Genomic DNA, 20056 nt, shown 5'->3' with positions numbered 1-20056 from the left:
GCACAATGGACAAGATCACAAACATGAACCGATCACGCTAAAATCGCCCAATTAAATTTTTATGTCTAAATTCGTATTTGTCACCGGAGGTGTGGTCTCCAGCATTGGTAAAGGCATTGTGGCAGCGAGCTTAGGTCGCCTGCTCAAATCTCGCCACTATTCCGTTTCGATCCTCAAGCTCGACCCCTATATCAACGTCGATCCGGGAACCATGAGTCCCTTTCAACATGGGGAAGTGTTTGTCACTGAAGATGGAGCCGAAACGGATTTAGACCTGGGCCACTATGAACGGTTTACCGATACCTCCATGTCCCGCTTTAACAGCGTCACCCAAGGCTCCGTCTTTCAATCGGTGTTAAACAAAGAGCGGCGAGGAGATTACCACGGCGGCACGGTGCAAGTGATTCCCCACATTACCAACGAAATTAAAGAACGGATCCGGCGAGTGGAGAAAAACACCCATTCTGATGTGGTGATTACGGAAATTGGCGGCACGGTGGGGGATATTGAATCTCAACCTTTCCTGGAGGCGATTCGCCAGTTCCGTAAAGATGTGGGCCGCAAAAATGTCATCTATATGCACGTCACGCTTTTGCCCTGGATTGCTGCCGCTGGGGAAATGAAAACGAAACCGACGCAACATTCCGTTAAAGAACTGCGCTCCATCGGCATTCAGCCGGATATCCTCGTTTGCCGCACTGAGCGCCCCATTGAGCGGACGATGAAGGAAAAGATTTCCGAATTTTGTGATGTGCCGGTGGAATCAGTGATTACCGCCCAGGATGCCAGCAGTATCTATGAAGTGCCGCTGATTTTGGAGCGGGAGGGCCTGGCCCGACAAAGTTTAGACCTCCTCCACATGGAGCAGCGGGAACCGGATTTAAAACAATGGCAAACCCTCGTTGAGCGGATGCAAGCCCCCACCCATCATTTAGAGGTGGCGCTGGTGGGGAAATATGTCAAACTTAGTGATGCCTATTTATCGGTGGTGGAGGCCTTGGGCCATGCGGCGATCGCCGCCGAAAGTGCCGTGAAAATCCGCTGGATCAGTGCCGAAGACATCGAAACCAAAGGGGCCGCCCATTACCTCCGCGATGTCCATGCCCTGATTGTTCCCGGTGGGTTTGGGATTCGGGGGGTGGATGGGAAAGTGCAAGCGATTCAATACGCCCGCGAACAACAGATTCCCTTCCTCGGCCTCTGTTTAGGGATGCAATGCGCGATCATCGACTGGGGGCGGCATATTGCCCACCTGGAGGGAGCCAACAGTGCCGAATTCGATGAAACCACCCATAATCCCGTGATTAACCTCCTCCCGGAACAACAGGATGTGGTAGATCTGGGGGGAACAATGCGCCTGGGTCTGTATCCCTGCCGCGTTGCCCCCAACACGATCGCCGCCCGTCTTTACGGCCAAGAGGTGATCTACGAACGTCACCGCCACCGCTACGAATTTAATAACGCCTATCGCAACTTGTTTTTAGAAACCGGCTATGTGATCAGCGGCACGTCACCGGATAGTCGTTTGGTGGAAATGATTGAATACCCAGAGCATCCATTTTTTGTGGCCACGCAATTCCACCCCGAATTTAGCTCCCGTCCCAGTCGTCCCCATCCCCTCTTTCGGGGTGTGATCCATGCAGCCCTCGATCGCGCCACCCCAGGAACTGCGAAAACCAGCTACGGGCTACCCAAAACCCCAGAACCAGTGGTGGAATTATCAAATCCCTAGGAGTTTAAAACGGTGGCAGATTGGGTCAAAATTCCTGAACATCGGCAGATTTATCTGGTAGATCTTGAACAAATCACTGCGTTTATCCATGGACGCAATGGCCGGCTCAGTTTTTGGTTGCCCAATTCTGCGATTCCGATTGTCCTCACCCAGGCCAGCAATCCGGACACCTATGCCCGCATTGCGGCCTATACGGAACACCTGTTAAACACCACTGAGCCGCAACAGTGGTTCAATCTCGACTACGACCGGAGCACCTATGTGGTCAATCTGGCACGGGTGAGTAGTTTTTGCTATGGGCCAGGGCGAAAGGTGACGTTTTGGCTACCGGATGCGGGGTTGCCGGTGATTCTCACGCCCCAAAGTAATGGCCCGGATTATCAGGCGGTTTGTGATTTTGTGGAAGGCTACACCGGCTATGTTTTAGGGGCGGAAGAGGGTTGAGGAGGCTGTAGGGGCGAAAAATCTTTCGCCCTTCCCCTCCCGTAGGGGCGAAAAATCTTTCGCCCCTCTATAATTTTTTCGCCCCTCTATGGTCTTCTCGGCCTTAAAGTTTAAGAAACCAACCCCGACGATAGCAGCCGTAGAGAATGACAAACCAGAGGAGGATATTGGCGATCGCAAACAAGAGCGACCCATTCAACAACCCCGCCCAACTGGCAAACAGGTTTTCATACAACCAACGGTAAAGATTGGGGGCCTCCTCACCACTGCCGATTTTAATGAAGTTCATCAACCGCACCACAATCCCCGAACCAACAAACAGAGCGATCGCATTTAACCCCATCACCCGCAGGGGAAAACTCCACCGTTGCCACCCCCGCACCTCGATCAGTTCATAGCAACCCGCGAGGAGCAACAACGACCAGCCGCCACTATAAAGTACATAGGAACTCGTCCAGAGGGCCTTATTAATCGGGAACAACAGCCCCCACAATCCTCCTAAAATCACCGCCATTAACCCAAACATCGCCAAGCCTAAACTGGTGCGAGAACTGCGGGGTTGATCCCGCAGCCAGTCCCCCGTGAAATAGCCCCCCAAAAGCGTCACCATCGCCGGAATGGTACTGAGTAGACCTTCTGGGTCAAAGTTGGGGGTGTAGAGGTGGGTGGGGGGGAAGAGCGTGCGATCGAGATAGCCGACGAGGTTGCCCTCTGGGGAAAGATCGCCAATGCCAAATCCTGGGACAGGAACGAAGCTGATTAGGCCCCAATAGAGTAACAACAGGCCCCCAGCGGTGAGCCAGAGCCAGCGGCGTTGGAGGTGGAGGACAAGGAGCGAACCGCCGAGGTAGGCAAGGCTGATCCGTTGCAGCACGCCGAAAATGCGCAGATTGGCAAAATCGGGGCTGGGCCAATTGCGGAGGATGAGGCTGAGGCTATTCAGCCCTAAACCGATGAGGAAGAGGAGGGCGCAACGGCGGGCAAGGCGCAGATAGACGGCCCGGTTCAGCGTTGCCCCTTCCTGATATTTGTGCAATGAAAAGGCCATAGCCACCCCCGCGATAAAGAGGAAGGCGGGAAAGACTAAATCCGTCGGCGTGAAGCCGTGCCATTCCGCATGGAGGAGGGGGGGATAGACGTGGCTCCAACTGCCGGGAGTATTGACGAGGATCATGCTGGCGATCGCCCCTCCCCGAAAAACATCAAGGGAGGTGAGCCGATTCGTAGGGACAGTCATAGGCCAAGGGGGAACTGTGAAGAATCTGGAGGGGCGAAAAATCTTTCGCCCTCTTTTGTGTAGGGGCGAAAAATCTTTCGCCCTTCTTTGCCGTAGGGACGAAAAACCTTTCGCCCTTCTTTAGGCTCCTCTTTAGGGTTGGGGGATCAGATCTAAAATACCGGCAGCGGTGCGATCGCACACTCCCAATTCTCCCATTTGCGATCGCATCCGGCCATAATCTTGATTCATCTGCTCCCGCCGTTGGGGTTGATTGAGGAGAGCCAGGCTTGCTTGGACAATTTTCTCCGGTGTGGCGTTTTCCTGGATCAATTCCGGCACGATGTTTTCCATCAGCAGCAGATTGGCGGGGCTGACGTAGGGAATCTTGAGGTTAAAGATGGTGCGGGCCACCCATATTGTTAGCCAGGTCATGCGATAGACCACGACTTGGGGGACTTTTAACAGGGCTAATTCGAGGGAAACTGTGCCGGATTTGGTAATGGCTAAGTCAGCGGCAGCGAGAACTGTCAGGGAATTGCCCTCGACAATTTCCGCTTTTAAATCATATTGGGCGATCGCCCCCTCCAAGGCGGGACGAAACGCAGGGACAGAAACGGGAATCCAAAACTTTACCCCCGGTTGAGCCTGTTGGATGCCCTGGGCAGCGGCGGCAATGATCGGCCAGAGGGTTTTAATTTCCTGAGGGCGGGAGGCGGGAACAAGGGCAATGGCCGTTTGTGCGGCGGGAATGCCCAACTGGTCACGGGCAGCAGCCCGACTGGGGGCAGCGGTCATCCGATCCAAGAGGGGATGGCCCACCCAGGTCACATTCCCCCCCAAATTGCCAAAGTAGCGGGCTTCTTCGGGAAAAATGGCAAAAATGCGATCGCACAAGTTCACCAACATTTCCGCCTTACCGGGAAAGGGATTCCAGACCCAAAGTTGAGGGGCAATGTAATAGACCACGGGGGTTTGTGGAAACAGGCGTTTACAGTAGGCCCCCAGCCCCGAATTAAAGCCTTCGTAGTCGATGAGGATGAGCAGATCGGGCGGATGGTTTTTGATGTGCTGCTCCGCCTTGCGCCGCGCCTTGACAGCGGGTAACACCACCGGCAACGATTCCAAAATGCCAAACCCGGAAATTGCCGTCGTATGGGCCACCAAATCCACGCCAGCGGCGGCCATGCGATCGCCCCCTAACCCCACCATTTCCAGAGCCAAACCCCGTTTTTGAGCCTGACGGGCCAAGGCAGCGGCCAGCAAGGCCCCCTGTAAATCCCCGGAAACTTCCCCGGTACTGATAAAAATCCGCATGAATTCACAAAATTGAACGTTACCAATGAAGGGAGAAAAGAGGAGAGAGAAAAGAGAAGTTTACCGTTTTCCCTCACGACTCACTACAGCCCTAGCGCTTGCCGGGAATTAAGCCCCGGCGCTTTTCCCCAAAGGAGGCCATTAAAAAGCGGTGCAAATGGGCTAAATGGGGATCATCACTGAGGGTTTCCAGTTGTTGTACTGCGTGGGTAAGTTGGACATCGGAACGATAGAGGAGGCGAAAGGCTTTTTTCAGAAGGGCCAATTCCTCTGGATTCAGACCCGCCCGGCGTAACCCCACCAGGTTGAGCGATCGCACCCGCGCTGGATTTCCCTCCACCAACATATAGGGGGGGACATCCCGGTCAATCCGACTCATCCCCCCCAACATCGCCATTTTCCCCACACGCACAAATTGATGAATGCCCAAAATCCCACCAATCACCACCCGTGACTCCAACTCCACATGGCCCGCTAGAGCAACCCCATTAGCAATGACAATATTGTCCGAAAGGATGCAATTATGGGCCACATGGACATAGGCCATGAGCAAATTATGATCACCGATGACCGTCTCTTCCCCATCATTGGTAGCGCGGTTAATCGTCACATATTCCCGAATGCGGTTATAGTTCCCAATCCGCACCCGGCTTTTCCCCCCTTGGTATTTCAGGTCTTGGGGTTCTAAACCAATGGCCGAACCGGGAAAAATGTGGTTGCCCACTCCAATTTCGGTGGGCCCCTCAATCACAACATGGGCCCCGATCGTGGTTTCTGCCCCCACCGTCACGCCGGCCCCAATAACGGTATAGGGGCCCACGGTGACAGTGGGATGAAGGCGAGCGTCCGGGTCAATAACCGATGTAGGGTGAATTAAGGGTTTCAAGGAAATAGCTCCGGCAAGATTCATTCCACCAAGGAGAACAGCATTTCACCTTCAACAGCAAGCTCACCATCGACTTCAGCACGGCCGTGCATTTTGCCAAACCGACCGGAGCGGAAGCGTAAGAGTTCCACCGTCATGACGAGGCGATCGCCTGGCACCACCGGCCGACGAAACCGCACTTTATCAATCCCCGCAAATACAAAGAGGCTTTTTTCCTGCCCTGGCATTTGTTTGAGAATAATCCCCCCCACCTGCGCCATGGCTTCCACCATCAGCACCCCTGGCATCATTGGCCGTCCCGGAAAATGCCCTTGGAAAAACTGCTCGTTCATCGTCACGTTCTTAATGCCCACAGCCTGTTTGCCCGGTAAATACTGAATAATCCGGTCAACCAAAGCGAAGGGATAACGATGGGGCAAGATGGCTTGAATTTCAGCAATCCCCATCACCATTTCCGGAGCAGCCGGAACATTGGCGGGCGTGGGGTTGTCAGGATGGTCTAACGCAGCAGTTTGCGCCTCAGTTCGATCAGTTACTATGGTCATCGGCTTAGTGATAGTCGGTTCGCAAGATCATGCATGCACGTTATGGGCAAACCCCAATACCTATCGGGATTGTAGACGAGCCGCCTTTGCTTTGCGCTTGGGCAAGGGCCTGAGCAAATTGAATATGAAGGTGGTGACTCGCTTTATACGCCACGATATGGGCGTAGGGGAAAGCTCCCAATAAACTTAAGTCTCCTACTAGATCTAAAAGTTTATGACGGACTGGCTCATTTGCAAATCTTAATGGGGGATTTAACCAGCGCTCTCGGTTACAGACGAGGGCATTGTCAAGGCTTCCCCCTTTGATCAAGCCTAGGTTACGCAACTGTTCAATTTGATCCGCGAAGCCGAAGGTGCGGGCCGGGGCGATGGTGGTGGCAAAGTCATCGCGCCCCGGTTGCCAACTGTGCCATTGTTGGCCGATGGGGGCGTAGGGGTAATCTACGCCGTAGGAAAATTGGAGGCCGGGGGCGGGGATGGCGGTGACAAAGGCATCCCTCTGTTGTACGGTGATCGGTGCTTGGAGCATCAGCGGCTGGGGGGTGGGGCCCTCTAGGGGTTGTGTGCCGACGGAGGCGATCGCCTCCACCCAATTTTGGGCAGAACCATCCAACAGGGGAATCTCCGGGCCATCCACCTCAATCCGGAGGGCGGTAATCCCAGCGGTAGCGATAGCAGCGAGGAGATGCTCCACCGTGCGGATCGTCGCTTCCCCGGCCCGTAGCTCCGTTGAAAGGGTAGTTTCCCCCACTTGGGGGAGGGTAGCGGCGATTTCTGGCGCACCGGGGAGATCCACCCGGACAAAATAGCGGCCCTGCTCCGGCAGCGCCGGTAACAATCGCACCGTGGTCGTTTGGCCCGAATGAAGCCCAATCCCCTGGCGAGTGACGGCTTGGGCAAGGGTTTGGGCGGGGCCCGTAAGCTGTTGCATGGTGATCTTCCCTAGGGCTAAAGGGTCTAGAACCGTTGTCCAATGCCAAAATGGAGACGACTATCCCCTTGGTCATTTAAGCCATAATCTAACCGAATCGGCCCCAAGGGGGATTGAATCCGCAGGCCCAAGCCATAGCCGAAGCCAGAACCGGGTTTATTGCGCACTCCGGCGGGATTACCCGGTACATCAGTCCCAGTCCCCAGATCCGTGGCATAGTCCACAAAGGCCGCCCCGCCGATAAACGACAAAATCGGAAAGCGGTATTCCGCCGTGGCTTGGATGTAGGAGCGACCACTGCCCACATCCCCTTCACGGTAGCCCCGCACCGAGTTGGCTCCCCCCATGCTAAAGGCTTCGTAGGGGGGCAAATCCCCAACAATCGTGCCGCCTTGGATGTTAAAGGCGAGGGCTTGGGGGGCATCGGGGTCATTGGTAAAATTGAGCCAATCCACCGGGTAGTAGGTGCTGTAGCTGGCCCGGAGGCGGTTAAAGAGGATATTGCCAGAGCCGATGGGAATGGTTTGCTCCATGCCGAGACGGAGGAGGGAGCCGGAGGTGGGATCGGTGGTGTTATTGCGCAGATCCCGCACGGCCCCAAATCGCAGGGCCATGATGGTATCTTTGCCGTTTTCCGTGAAGGAGAGCAGGTTCCCCAAGGCATCCCTAGGGCTAAGGTCGCCGTTGGCATCCCGGAGGGAGATGCCTTGATAGCTGAACCCAGCGGATAACGTCCATTCCGGTGTTTCAAAGGGGTCGGCGAGGGGACGGGTGAAATCAATACCGCCGCCGGTCCGCAAAACGCGGGGGCGATCGCCATTGGGCAAGCGCACCTCCGGATTCCCTTCGTCAAAAATTAAAGAAATTGACCGTTGGCGGAAGGCGTTCACCGTGTAGGAGGTGCGGTAGGGATCCCCAGCAATCCAGGGGTCGGTAAAGTTGAGATCAAACAACAATTCTCGCGTCCCCAATTGCAATTCTCCACCAACGGTGTGGTTATTGCCCCCTAAATTGCGCTGTTGATAGCTAAAGGTGCCAAAAAAGCCACTGGCGGAACTGAACCCCGCCCCAGCGGCTACAGAGCCGGTATTCGCCTCTTGGACATTGACATTGAGGATCACCTGGGAGGGATCGCTGCCGGGTTCAAAGGATAACCCCACATCCTCAAACAGCCCCAAACCAAAAATCCGTTGGAGATCCTGTTGGGCAATGGTGCGGCTAAATACACCGCCGGGCTTGAGTTGCATTTCGCGGGTGATGATGAATTCGCGGGTGCGGCCTTTGGTTTCTTCCTGCTCTTCATCGAGGAACCGTACCCGAATCGCTTCAATTTGCCCTTCGGCCACCGTTAAAACAACGCGACCATCCCCATAAATTTCTGGGTTCCCCACCACTTGGGCCAGGTCGTAACCATTGTCTTGATACCACTGGTTAACGCGAGTGATGCCTTCTTGGAGTTCGCGCAGGTTGAGGACTTTGCCGGTGCTATCACCAAAGATGTCATCTAACACGGCTTGGGGAATGCGGCGATCGCCCTCCGCCACCTCCGGAATGCGTTGAATCGTCACTGAGCGCACCACCGGGTTCACTTCCACATTAAACGTCACCCGCACCCCCAAGGGCGTATCTTCGGGGGCTTGGGTGACATTGCTAAAGAAGCCGGTTTCAAAGATGGCATTCACATCCGCTTGCAGTTGGCTGCGGCTCGTGTTCAACCCTGGACGGGTGTTAATCGTGTTGTAAACGAGGGTTTCCAGTTCTGGGGTGAGGCCCGGGCCCGCCACCACCACCTCCGAAACCAAAACCTGGGCTTCGGGGGGGGCAGCGGGTTGGGCTTGGCGGATGGGTTCAGTCGGTTGGTTGGATTCGGTGGGTTGGTTCTCCGGTTCCGGCAGGGGGGGTTCACCCTGGGCAAGGCTGAAATCCGCTGCCTTGGTTACGGTGGGGGGCAGGGTAATGTTTTCCGTGACCACCGGGAGGGTTGTGGGGGCTGGTTCAATGGGCAGGAGCGCGGGCGACAATGCCTCCAAGGGAATGGCTGTGGCGGTGGTGTTGAAATCGGCAACGGTGCTCGGGGCCCAGGGGGAACGAGTTTCTGGGGTGGTTCCTGACCAAGCCGGTTCAATCACGTCCTTAGGGCTAGATTTCACAGCTTTGTCCCAGGTGGGGGCAGCCGTGATCGGGTTGACCCTATCAAAATCGGTCTGGCTCCAAGCGGGGGGAGCCAATGGAACCGTGACGGAGGTCGCCAACAGCGTTAACACAACATGAGAGAGGCGCATATGAGTTTGATTGAGCACGTCCACACACCAACGAATAAAAAATACAGTCAACGAAACAGTTTAAACCGCAGCGCCAGACGTGACCGCCTTCAGCACCCGTTCTCGGATCGTTTCGTAGGCCGCTTCCACTTGACCAAGGTCATGGCGAAATCGGTCTTTGTCCAGCACCCGCCGTTCCGGATCGCTTTCCCCTTGATCCCAGAGCCGACAGGTATCGGGACTGATTTCGTCCGCTAATCGGATCTGGTTTTGGGCATCTAATCCGAACTCCAGTTTAAAATCCACCAGCGTAATGCCGCAGCGATTAAAGAATGCGGTTAAATGCTGATTAATTTGGAGGGCGTAGTGTTGAATGGTTGAGACTTGTTCTGGGGTGGCAAGTTCCATCAACTGGAGGCGATCGCCCGTCAAGAGGGGATCCCCTAAGTCGTCATTTTTATAATAAAACTCCACCAAGGGCCGCGAGAGCACCTGGCCCACGGGCAGCCCCGTTTCCCGCGCCAAACTCCCCGCCACCACATTGCGCACCACCACCTCCAAGGGGATAATTTGCACCGCCCGCACCCGCATTTCTGTCGGACTGACGGTTTCGAGGTAATGGGTGGGAATGCCTTGGTCTGCCAAATATGCCAAGAGAGCAGCGGTAATCGTGCAGTTGATTGCGCCTTTACCGGTAATCGTGCCACGTTTTTGAGCATTAAAGGCGGTGGCATCGTCTTTAAAGCAACTCAGCAAGACCGCCGGATCATCCGTGGTATAGAGAATTTTTGCTTTCCCTTCATAGAGTTTTGTGGGCATAGATTCACAGGCAAAAAAAGAACGACTTCAGGGCGGGAGGCGCACCAGGGATGCACAGCCAAGGGTCAGGGCTTGACAATCTTGCCCATGAACGACAAGAAAAACCCTCTACCCCTAACCCCAATTAATTTAGCAGAGTCTCCCCGGAGTACCCTAACATCTCGGCCGGTTCTCTCACCTCACCCCTTGATCCACCGGGAACGTTTTTCCCTACAATAGGATGGAAATCCTGCCGTTGCGATCGCCCCATTATGACTGAAACCGATAAAGCCAAAGCCCCCGCCGCCAAAGCCAAAAAGGAAAAGCCCCCCGCCCCAGAAGACAAACCCTTCACCGCATTCATGGAGCAGGATTTCCTCCCCAGCCTTAAAACCGCCTTTATCGAAGCCGGGTTAACAGATATGGATCTCGCCTTTGTGAAAAAACCCGTTGATCTCACCGGCTTCACCGACTCCAACGCCTATTGGCAAGTTGAAGGGCAATGGCAAAAGGGCGATCGCCGCTTTAACCTCTACTGGTTCGATGAAAGCCTCACCGGGCAAAAAGGCTTCTCCGCCACCACCTACGGCAGCCAACCCAGCACCCTCGAATCCTTCATGATCGACGAGCGCAAAATCACCCTCGACCTCATCGTCCTCTACACACTCCAACGCATCAACAGCGAAAAATGGCTGGGGCGCAATTAACCCCCTGAACGGGATCCCCCCTGCCCCCCTTAACAAGGGGGGTTCTGCATTTCAGCCCCCGCTCCTCCTGAACGGGATCCCCCCTGCCCCCCTTAACAAGGGGGGTTTTGCATTTCAGCCCCCGCTCCTCCTGAACGGGATCCCCCCTGCCCCTTAACAAGGGGGGTTCTGCATTTCAGCCCCCTTTTTAAGGGGGCCGGCGCAGCCGGGGGGATCTCCTGCGATGGCGCGGCCCATCCCCCCAGACCAACCCTTGAGTGGTTAGTCTCAGCGACCCGTCACGAAACTTAGCTGAGAAAAAGGCCAAAAGTGCGAAATATTAAAATATATTAAACTTAACCCAACCGGAGTTGTCGGGAGCGCGTTCCGCCGGGAATCGCACTTGCAGTCTTTCGTTATCCAACCACGATAAAAGTTCAATATGATTGCCCCAGAACAAGTTAACAAGATTGTTTGGAATCAACACCACGACCCCTTTGAGGTGCTTGGCCCCCATCCCCTGGAACAAAACGGCATTGTCAAAAGCTGGGTTGTCCGCGCCTACCTGCCCAACGCCGAAAAAGTGTGGGTCGTTTGTCCCGGCGACCATAAAGAACACCTGATGCAAGCAGTGCATCACCCCAACTTCTTCGAGTGCAAAATTGAAACCCCCGAACTGGCCAACTACCAACTCCGGATTCAAGAGGGCAAACACGAACGGGTGATCTATGATCCCTACGCCTTCCGCTCCCCCCAACTCACGGATTTTGATCTCCACCTCTTTGCCGAAGGCAACCACCACCGCATTTATGAAAAAATGGGGGCGCACGTCTTCGAGATCGACGGCGTACAAGGGGTTTATTTTGCCGTTTGGGCCCCCAATGCCCGCAACGTCTCAATTATTGGTGAATTTAACAACTGGGATGGCCGCCTCCATCAAATGCGCAAACGGGGCAATGGCACCTGGGATTTATTTATTCCCGAAGTGAGCAACGGCACAAAATATAAATACGAGGTCAAAAACTGGGAAGGCCACATCTACGAAAAATCCGACCCCTACGGTTTTTATCAAGAAGTCCGGCCCCAAAGTGCTTCGATTGTCTCCAATTTGGATCAGTACGAATGGCATGATGCGGATTGGTTGGAAAAACGCCGCCACACGGAACAGTTAAAACAGCCGATCTCCGTTTATGAAATGCACATGGGGTCTTGGCTCCATGAGGCCATTGATTACCCCGCCCAATATTGCAGCGGCGAAGGCCCCGCCATCCAAGCCAACGACTACAAACCCGGCGCTCGCTACCTCACCTATTACGAAATGGCGGAGCGGATCATTCCCTATGTGAAGGAATTGGGCTATACCCATATTGAACTCTTGCCCGTGGCGGAGCATCCCTACGATGGTTCTTGGGGTTATCAGGTAACGGGTTATTATGCCCCCACCTCCCGCTATGGCCCCCCGGAAGATTTTATGTACTTTGTGGATAAATGCCATGAAAACGGCATTGGGGTGATTGTCGATTGGGTTCCCGGCCACTTCCCGAAAGATAGCCATGGTTTGGCCTTTTTTGATGGTTCCCACCTTTACGAATATGCTGACCCGCGCATTGGGGAGCATAAGGAATGGGGAACGTTGGTGTTTAACTATGGCCGCAATGAGGTGCGTAACTTCCTTGTTTCTAACGTCCTGTTCTGGTTTGATAAGTACCACATTGACGGGATTCGCGTTGATGCGGTGGCTTCGATGCTTTATCGCAATTATTTCCGTAAGGATGGGGAATGGACGGCCAATGAGTACGGCGGCCATGAGCATTTAGAGGCGCGGGAATTTATTTGTCAGTTCAATAGTGTGCTGTTTAGCTACTATCCGGGGGCCTTATCTATTGCTGAGGAATCAACGGATTGGCCGATGGTGTCTTGGCCCACCTATGTGGGGGGGTTGGGCTTTAACCTGAAGTGGAATATGGGCTGGATGCACGATATGCTGGATTATTTCAGCATGGATCCCTGGTTCCGCCAATTCCATCAAAATAATATTACGTTCAGTATGTGGTACAACCACAGCGAGAACTATATGCTCGCCCTCTCCCATGATGAGGTGGTGCATTGTAAGAGCAATATGGTGGGTAAGATGCCGGGGGATGAGTGGCAAAAATTTGCCAACGTGCGATCGCTCTTTGCCTATATGTTTGCCCACCCTGGCAAGAAAACCATGTTTATGAGCATGGAGTTTGGCCAATGGAGTGAGTGGAATATCTGGGGGGATCTGGAATGGCATTTGCTCCAGCACCAATCCCATCAGCAACTCAAGCAGTTCTTTATTGACATCAATGCCCTCTATCAGCGGGAACCGGCGCTCTACGAAAAAGACTACGAGCAGGAAGGGTTCCAATGGATCGACTGTAGCGACAATAATCATAGTGTGGTGTCATTTCTGCGTCGCAGCAATGATCCGGATAATTACATTGTGGCGGTGTGTAATTTTACGCCCCAACCCCATAGCCATTACCGGGTTGGTGTGCCGGAACTGGGTTTCTACACGGAAATTTTCAATAGTGATGCGGGCCAGTACGGCGGCAGCAATATGGGGAATTTAGGGGGTAAATGGGCGGAAGAATGGGGCTACCACAATCAGCCCTATTCCATCGACCTCTGTTTGCCGCCGTTGGGGGTGTTGATGTTCCGCATTGACCGGCCCAAAACAGCGGCGGCCTTTGCGCCAGCGGTGGAGGAAACGGTGGATATTGTCGCCGCCGTCACCACGGAACGGTTGAAATAGGATCATTCCCCTGAAGTGATTAAAACCCCCTGATATTCAGGGGGTTTTATGGCATGATTCCCATTTTCCAAATTTGCCAGTCTAGAAACCGGGTTTCTGTGAGGATGCTAGGGCAAAATGAGCAGATGCAAGAAACCCGGTTTCTGTTGACCCCCCTTAATTAAAGGGCCGGAAGGGATCGTTGGGACGGTTGCCCCCTAACAGGGATTCAATGGTTTTGGCTCCGAGTTGATTCCCCTGCCGTTGGTAAAGCTCCAGGGCGGTTTGCCAGGCAGAAACGGCTTCGGGGCGGCGATCGCGATATTCCAATGCCAGCCCTAAACGGTGATAGCCCTTCGGATCTTCCGGGGCCAGTTGGGTAACGCGGCGATAGGCAACGATCGCCGGTAAATAGGCCTGTCGCTGAAACAGAATATCGCCAATTTCCAATTGCCCCTGGGGCGTATCGGGGGCCATGGCCACCGCCCGATAGAAAATATTTTGGGCTTCATCAATGTTGCCCTGCTCCTGCAAAAGGTTGCCAATTTGCACCTGAACCATCGGGTTACGGGGATCAATGCGGGCCGCTTGGTTAAAGGCTTGCAACGCCGCTTCCTGGTTCGTCGTCATGCCAATCAGGAAGATCCCCAACTGCATCCAAAGGTTGCCGTTATAGGGATGGCGTTGGGTGGCTTGTTGGAGCAAATTAATCGCCTCCTGGGGACGATCCTGCTCCAGCAGGGCAGTGGCCATCATGCCATAAACCCCCCCATCTTTCGGATCCAACTGAGCCGCCTGTTGATAGACCTGATAAGCCTCCCGGTGGCGACCTTGACGCATCAACACCACCCCTAAGCCTAAATAGCTATCAATGTGGTTGCGGTTGTGCTGAAGGGCGCGGCGATAGGTTTGCTCTGCATCGCTGTTGCGGCTCAGTTGGGCCTGGGAAAAGGCCAAGGCATAGAGAAAATGGATATTATCCGGGTCGAGGATAAGGGCATATTCGTAGGCTTGTACCGCTGCGGTGTAGTTGCCCTGTAACGTATGCAAGTAGCCAATGCCGGAGTAAATTCTCGGGTTGGTGCGGTCAATATAAACCGCTTCCTGGTAAATATCTAAAGCCCGCTGAAAATCCCCCGCATCGACAAAATCCCGCCCCTGCCGGAGGAGATTATCCAACTGCTCTGAGCGGTTGGCCCCCTGTCCCCAACTGGGGAGGGGGGTTGTTGTGATCATGACGGTGAGGAGAACTGAGGCGATCAGTACGCTATGGCGGATCGCCCCCCGCCATCGATAACGTCGATATTCATTGATCCGATTCTGTGAATGCTTCATTTTCCCCCCTGGAGATAGAGCCACCAAACTCTTCCCATCACCAAAACCTATCGTTAACGGTAACTCTGAACAGAAGGCGATCGGCGATCGCCCTCTCCCTAAGCCTGTTGCCGATACCAATTAATTGTATTCTCTAAACCCTGCTTAAAATCCATCTCGGCCACAAAACCAAACTTTTCTTTGGCCCGTTGGGTATCGAGGCAACGGCGGGGTTGGCCATTGGGCTGCTCCGTCTGCCAAACAATTTCGCCGGTAAAGCCCATTAATTCACAGATCAACTCCACCAAATCCCGGATCGAAATCTCATAACCTGTTCCCAGGTTCACCGGCTCCGCTTCATCATAACCTTGGGTGGCCATGACAATCCCCCGGGCCGCATCGGTGGAATAGAGAAACTCCCGCGTTGGGCTACCATCGCCCCACACCGGCAGGGTTTGATCCCCCCGTTGCTGGGCCTCATGGACTTTGTGAATTAGGGCCGGGATAACATGGGAACTGGCGGGGTTGAAATTATCTTCAGGGCCATAAAGATTCACCGGCAAGAGATAAATGCCATTAAAGCCATACTGTTGGCGATAGGCCGCCAATTGCACCAACAGGGCTTTTTTCGCCACACCGTAGGGGGCATTGGTTTCCTCCGGGTAGCCATTCCACAGATCATCTTCTTTGAAGGGAACCGGCGTAAATTTGGGATAGGCGCAGATCGTCCCCACACAGACAAACTTTTCCACCCCGGCTTGCTGGGCAGCGTGGATCAATTGCGCCCCCATCATGAGGTTGTCATAGAACAATTCCGCTGGTTTTTCTCGGTTGAGACCAATCCCCCCCACATGGGCGGCGAGGTGAATGACAATATCCTGATCCTGTACCGCTGCTTGGCAGGCGGCCATCTCACAGAGGTTGTAATCGCGCGATCGCACCACTGTAATCTTCTCCCCCTGCGCCCCGGCCGCTTGCAATTGCGCCACCACCTGCTTACCTAAAAATCCTGCCCCCCCCGTCACGAGGATGCGCTTCTCTGCTAATGGAATCATACCGGGCCTCCTGATCACGCCTTACTAAGTTTGTGGTTAATCCACCGTCATACTGGTATGGCGCACATAGGCCATATCCGCTTGTAATTGCTCGGAAGTTGTTCCTCCAGGGGATGCTAACCCCAAGGCCATGAGATCCGCATCTACCATCAGTTGCACTAATTCCGCAAACGTCACCGAAGGTTGCCACCCTAACTGGGTTTTCGCCTTGGTACAATCCCCGATCAACAATTCCACCTCCGTGGGCCGTAGATAGCGGGGGTCAAATTTGACATAATCTTCCCAATTGAGATTGACATAACCAAAAGCAATATTGAGAAACTCTCGAATTGAATGGGTTTCATTCATCGAGATCACATAATCATCGGGCTGATCCTGTTGCAACATCAGCCACATGGCCTTGACATAATCCTTGGCATAACCCCAATCCCGTTTTGAGTCTAAATTGCCCAAATAAAGATCCTGTTGTTGACCAGCGAGGATACGGGCGATCGCCCGGGTAATCTTCCGCGTCACAAAGGTTTCCCCCCGTCGCGGCGACTCATGGTTAAACAAAATGCCATTGCAGGCAAAGAGATCATAGGATTCGCGATAGTTAATCGTTTGCCAATGGGCATAGACCTTCGCGCAGGCGTAGGGACTACGGGGATAAAAGGGGGTTTCCTCCGTTTGGGGAACCGCTTGCACTTTGCCAAACATTTCCGAGGAACCCGCTTGATAAAAGCGGACTTGATTGCCGGTGCGCTGCTGATAATCCCGCACCGCTTCCAAAATCCGCAACGTGCCTAACCCCACCGCATCAGCGGTATATTCCGGCGCATCAAAGCTGACCCGCACATGGGACTGGGCCCCCAAGTTATAAATTTCCTGGGGTTCAATCGCCTCGATAATCCGGCGCAGGGTCGTGCCATCGGTGAGATCACCATAATGGAGAAAGAACTTCGCCCCCTCACTATGGGGATCAACATAGATATGATCAATGCGATCGGTGTTAAACGTGGATGTGCGCCGAATAATCCCGTGGACTTCGTAGCCCTTGTCAAGGAGCAGTTCACTCAGATAGGAGCCATCTTGACCTGTAATACCTGTAATCAGGGCTTTTTTCAGTTGCGTCATGCTTGAATATTCCTTAGCAGCGTTCCGGTGGCAGTGATTTCCACAATGGCATCACCTTAGGTTAAAACAGAGGGAGCCGGTGTGATCTGTACCCACAAGCGGAGAGAACCGTGGGGTTGGGGGTGACATCCTAATATGCGCCACTATTGCGGGGAAATAAAACCACACCAATGGTTTTAGCAATAATGAAGAGATCGAGCCACCAACTGTGGTGGCCAGCATAGTACACATCAATTTGCACCCGGCGATGGTAGGGAATATCATTGCGGCCCGAAACCTGCCACAGGCCAGTAATGCCGGGTTTAATCGTTAGTACTTTGGCCATATAGCGGCCATAGCGGGGCAATTCTTCCGGCACTAAGGGGCGGGGGCCCACCACACTCATATCCCCCCAGAGGACATTCCAAAATTGCGGCAATTCATCCAAGCTGGTGAGCCGCAGAAATTTACCAATGGGGGTAATGCGGGGATCTTGACGGATCTTGTAGTCGGATTCAAATTCTTCTTGGAGTCGGGGACAGCTTGAAACCATGTCCGCAAGCAGGGCATCTGCATTGTGAACCATGGTGCGAAATTTGATACACCGAAAGGGCTGATAATCTTTACCAATGCGCTCTTGACTGTAGAACACCGGCCCGGGTGAAGTGATGGCGATCGCCAGGGCCAGGATCAGGTACAAGGGTGAAAGGGTAATTAAAATTGTGGCCGCAAAGAGGACATCAAAAATGCGCTTGGCAACGATGCTTTCAATGGGGCGGGCGATCGCTCGCGGTGAGCGGGCCCGGTTTTTCTTCGTCAGGGATTGATGGCTTCTAGCCACTAATCCACGAATTAGCTTGACGGAAACCAATTGGCTTTCGGCGGTCATTGTACTCCTTCACATCACACCACATAACAATTGCGATCGCTAAGTTGCCCTAGCGATATCCAACCATTCCCCTCACAAGGGATGGACCGGCCCCGTCAAAGACTGGGCTGACCAATCGGCATAGCAACGCTCCAGAAACTGAAGATAGCGTTGCTGAAAAACTGTCGCCGCAAATTTTTGGGCTTGCTGATGACAGGATTCTGGTCGAATTTTGCCACAGATTTCTTCAAAAATTCTAACGGTTTTGACCAGAGCCGCTGGATCTTGGGGCTGAAATAATAAGCCAGTACCAGTTCTGGGGTCTTGACGAACATCTCGCACCGTTTCTAAGGCCCCACCGGCTCCGTAGGCGATTACGGGGGTTCCGCAGGCTTGGGCTTCAACGGGGGCGATCCCAAAGTCCTCGCAAGCGGCATAAACAAAGGCTTTGGCCTGGGCCATGTGGGTGGCAACAACAGCATGAGATTGATTCCCGATTAGTTGGACATTGTTGCGGGCGATCGCCCGCAAGGGGGACAATTCTGGGCCATCGCCAATCACAATCAAGGGGAGTTGAAGTTCATTGAAAGCCTCAATGATCAATTTTACGCGCTTATAACTCACTAACCGGCACACGGTCAGGTAAAAATCTGCCTTTTGGGGTTCGTAGATAAAGCGATCCAGGGCAACGGGGGGATAGATCACTTCAGCGGGGCGGCGGTAGCAGCGCCAAATCCGTTGGGCGGTGTGGTGGGAGTTGGCGATGAAGTAATCGACGCGGTTGGCACTGAGGACATCCCATTGGCGCAGATAGTGCAAAATCATGCGGGTGAATAGCCCCGGTAGGCCCTGACCGAGGCGACTGCTATTGAGATAGTCAAAGGTGAGATCCCAGGCGTAGCGCATCGGCGTGTGGCAATAGCAGAGGTGGAGTTGTTGGGAATGGGTGAGGATGCCCTTGGCGACGGCATGGGAGGAGGAGAGGATGACCTCGTAGCCGCTGAGGTTGAGTTGCTCAATGGCGAGGGGAAAGAGGGGCAGGTATTGTTGAATTTTGCGGGCAGCTTGGGGAAAATGTTGTAAAAAAGTCGTGCCGATCGCCCGGCCATAGAGATAACTATCTGGATTGCGGGATTCAAAATCAATCAGGGCGTAGAGGTCTGCCTCCACCGTTTGCAAAATTTCCCGCACCACCAACTCTGATCCCCCCGTTGCTTGGGGTGTTAACCATTCATGAACCAGAGCCATTTTCATGGGCGATCGCCGCAAAACACTAAGTTAAGAATTATGAAGGAAAACCAGACAACAAGCAAGACCGCCTCACCGTTAACGCCGAGATTTACGGGGAGGGGGTAACGCCAAACTCAGGCATAGAAGGGAAGGTTCTGGGGGATGGAGAGTGCTGAAACCCTTGGCTGTCAAAAGAATGAGCGCTAGCTCTGTACTTTAACTCACAGGGCTAGCGCTCATTCAAAATTATCTTCGCTTGTATCGTTAAGGTCTTTATATCGGCTGACCTCATTTCCAACTTGAATAAAGAGATTGCCAGAAAATCCAGACAATATTTTATTTTTTAAGGTTTTCTTCACAATTTGTCATCTCAGCGGGAATTGTCCCCTGGATGATGGAGCGTGACACCGAGCTTACGACTGAGCCACACCTCAAAATTGCGGATCGGATAGAACTGCGCCGCCCCCGGATCCACCATCGGTTCAACGAGAATGGTAAAAAGTCCGAGGCGATTCCCCGCTAAGGCATCGGTAAAGAGGCGATCGCCCACCATCGCCACCGTAGTCGGGGGGAGATCCATCGCCGCGATCGCTTCACGCAATTTTCGGCGCGACGGCTTCCGCGCCCCCAAGATATAGGGCAGGTTCAAGGATTGAGCAATACCACCAATGCGGGACTGACTGAGATTATTACTCACCAACCAGAGAGCAACCTGGGGCCGGATCGACTCCACCCAAGCCACCACCGGCTCCGAAACCATCTGTTCCCGCAGGGGAACCAACGTTTCATCCACATCCAAGATCAACCCCTTGAGGTCATGGTGGGCGATCAGCGCCGGAGTCAGATCGAGAATCGTTCCCCCCAACACCAAACTAGGGCGGAGTAATCGATCCCATTGCATTGTTGCCATGATTACCTTG

The 20056-nt window shown here is 53.8% G+C and carries 17 protein-coding genes; 4 read left to right on the top strand and 13 right to left on the bottom strand.

Going from position 1 to position 20056, the window contains the following annotated elements:
- Positions 1 to 61 precede the first annotated feature (61 nt).
- Both VB712_RS16075 and VB712_RS16070 read left to right on the top strand, forming a co-directional pair.
- Positions 62 to 1732, top strand: a complete 1671-nt coding sequence (locus VB712_RS16075) for a CTP synthase (protein WP_323256537.1) — start codon at positions 62 to 64, stop codon at positions 1730 to 1732.
- Positions 1733 to 1744: 12 nt separating this feature from the next.
- Positions 1745 to 2176: a hypothetical protein gene (locus VB712_RS16070; RefSeq protein WP_323256535.1), complete on the top strand. Its 432-nt coding sequence runs from the start codon at positions 1745 to 1747 to the stop codon at positions 2174 to 2176.
- Positions 2177 to 2279: 103 nt separating this feature from the next.
- Here the strand turns inward: VB712_RS16070 and VB712_RS16065 are convergent, their stop codons facing one another.
- The 7 genes from VB712_RS16065 to purC all read right to left on the bottom strand — a co-directional run bounded on the left by VB712_RS16065 (position 2280) and on the right by purC (position 10151).
- Positions 2280 to 3413, bottom strand: coding sequence for an acyltransferase family protein (locus VB712_RS16065; RefSeq protein ID WP_323256534.1), 1134 nt, complete (start codon positions 3411 to 3413; stop codon positions 2280 to 2282).
- 132 nt (positions 3414 to 3545) lie between these two features.
- Entirely contained in the window at positions 3546 to 4709 is a 1164-nt protein-coding gene (lpxB, locus tag VB712_RS16060; protein WP_323256533.1) for a lipid-A-disaccharide synthase, read from the bottom strand.
- Between the two features lie 91 nt (positions 4710 to 4800).
- Positions 4801 to 5619 (bottom strand): acyl-ACP--UDP-N-acetylglucosamine O-acyltransferase, encoded by an 819-nt coding sequence (gene lpxA, locus VB712_RS16055; protein WP_323256531.1) that lies wholly within the window; start codon positions 5617 to 5619, stop codon positions 4801 to 4803.
- Positions 5616 to 6140, bottom strand: a complete 525-nt coding sequence (fabZ, locus tag VB712_RS16050) for a 3-hydroxyacyl-ACP dehydratase FabZ (protein ID WP_323256529.1) — start codon at positions 6138 to 6140, stop codon at positions 5616 to 5618. Before fabZ ends, lpxA begins: the two co-directional genes overlap by 4 nt.
- A 40-nt stretch (positions 6141 to 6180) precedes the next feature.
- On the bottom strand, positions 6181 to 7071 hold the full coding sequence (gene lpxC, locus VB712_RS16045; RefSeq protein ID WP_323256527.1) for a UDP-3-O-acyl-N-acetylglucosamine deacetylase: 891 nt from the start codon (positions 7069 to 7071) through the stop codon (positions 6181 to 6183).
- 26 nt (positions 7072 to 7097) lie between these two features.
- Complete coding sequence (locus VB712_RS16040) at positions 7098 to 9353, bottom strand: BamA/TamA family outer membrane protein (protein ID WP_323256525.1); 2256 nt, start codon at positions 9351 to 9353, stop codon at positions 7098 to 7100.
- Between the two features lie 60 nt (positions 9354 to 9413).
- Positions 9414 to 10151 (bottom strand): phosphoribosylaminoimidazolesuccinocarboxamide synthase, encoded by a 738-nt coding sequence (gene purC, locus VB712_RS16035; protein WP_323256523.1) that lies wholly within the window; start codon positions 10149 to 10151, stop codon positions 9414 to 9416.
- Positions 10152 to 10402: 251 nt separating this feature from the next.
- Here purC and VB712_RS16030 point away from each other — a divergent pair, with 251 nt between their 5' ends.
- On the top strand, positions 10403 to 10837 hold the full coding sequence (locus VB712_RS16030) for a DUF2996 domain-containing protein (protein ID WP_323256521.1): 435 nt from the start codon (positions 10403 to 10405) through the stop codon (positions 10835 to 10837).
- 421 nt (positions 10838 to 11258) lie between these two features.
- Complete coding sequence (glgB, locus tag VB712_RS16025; protein WP_323256519.1) at positions 11259 to 13595, top strand: 1,4-alpha-glucan branching enzyme; 2337 nt, start codon at positions 11259 to 11261, stop codon at positions 13593 to 13595.
- A gap of 156 nt (positions 13596 to 13751) precedes the next feature.
- Here the strand turns inward: glgB and VB712_RS16020 are convergent, their stop codons facing one another.
- The 6 genes from VB712_RS16020 to VB712_RS15995 form a co-directional block, all read right to left on the bottom strand.
- Positions 13752 to 14909: a tetratricopeptide repeat protein gene (locus VB712_RS16020; RefSeq protein ID WP_323256517.1), complete on the bottom strand. Its 1158-nt coding sequence runs from the start codon at positions 14907 to 14909 to the stop codon at positions 13752 to 13754.
- Between the two features lie 98 nt (positions 14910 to 15007).
- Positions 15008 to 15943, bottom strand: a complete 936-nt coding sequence (locus tag VB712_RS16015; protein WP_323256515.1) for a GDP-L-fucose synthase — start codon at positions 15941 to 15943, stop codon at positions 15008 to 15010.
- 36 nt (positions 15944 to 15979) lie between these two features.
- On the bottom strand, positions 15980 to 17059 hold the full coding sequence (gene gmd / locus VB712_RS16010) for a GDP-mannose 4,6-dehydratase (protein ID WP_323256513.1): 1080 nt from the start codon (positions 17057 to 17059) through the stop codon (positions 15980 to 15982).
- 130 nt (positions 17060 to 17189) lie between these two features.
- Positions 17190 to 17927 carry a sugar transferase gene (locus VB712_RS16005; protein WP_323256510.1) on the bottom strand — a complete coding sequence of 246 codons (738 nt, stop codon included), beginning with the start codon at positions 17925 to 17927 and terminating at the stop codon, positions 17190 to 17192.
- Positions 17928 to 17999: 72 nt separating this feature from the next.
- Positions 18000 to 19160 carry a glycosyltransferase gene (locus VB712_RS16000; protein WP_323256509.1) on the bottom strand — a complete coding sequence of 387 codons (1161 nt, stop codon included), beginning with the start codon at positions 19158 to 19160 and terminating at the stop codon, positions 18000 to 18002.
- 346 nt (positions 19161 to 19506) lie between these two features.
- Positions 19507 to 20037, bottom strand: coding sequence for a YqeG family HAD IIIA-type phosphatase (locus tag VB712_RS15995; RefSeq protein WP_416236372.1), 531 nt, complete (start codon positions 20035 to 20037; stop codon positions 19507 to 19509).
- Between the last annotated feature and the right edge of the window lie 19 nt (positions 20038 to 20056).

The sequence above is a fragment of the Spirulina sp. CCNP1310 genome (assembly GCF_034932185.1).
Lineage (GTDB): Bacteria > Cyanobacteriota > Cyanobacteriia > Cyanobacteriales > Spirulinaceae > Spirulina.
Note: the sequence above shows the minus strand (reverse complement) of the source record. Positions and strands in the feature narration are given on the sequence as shown.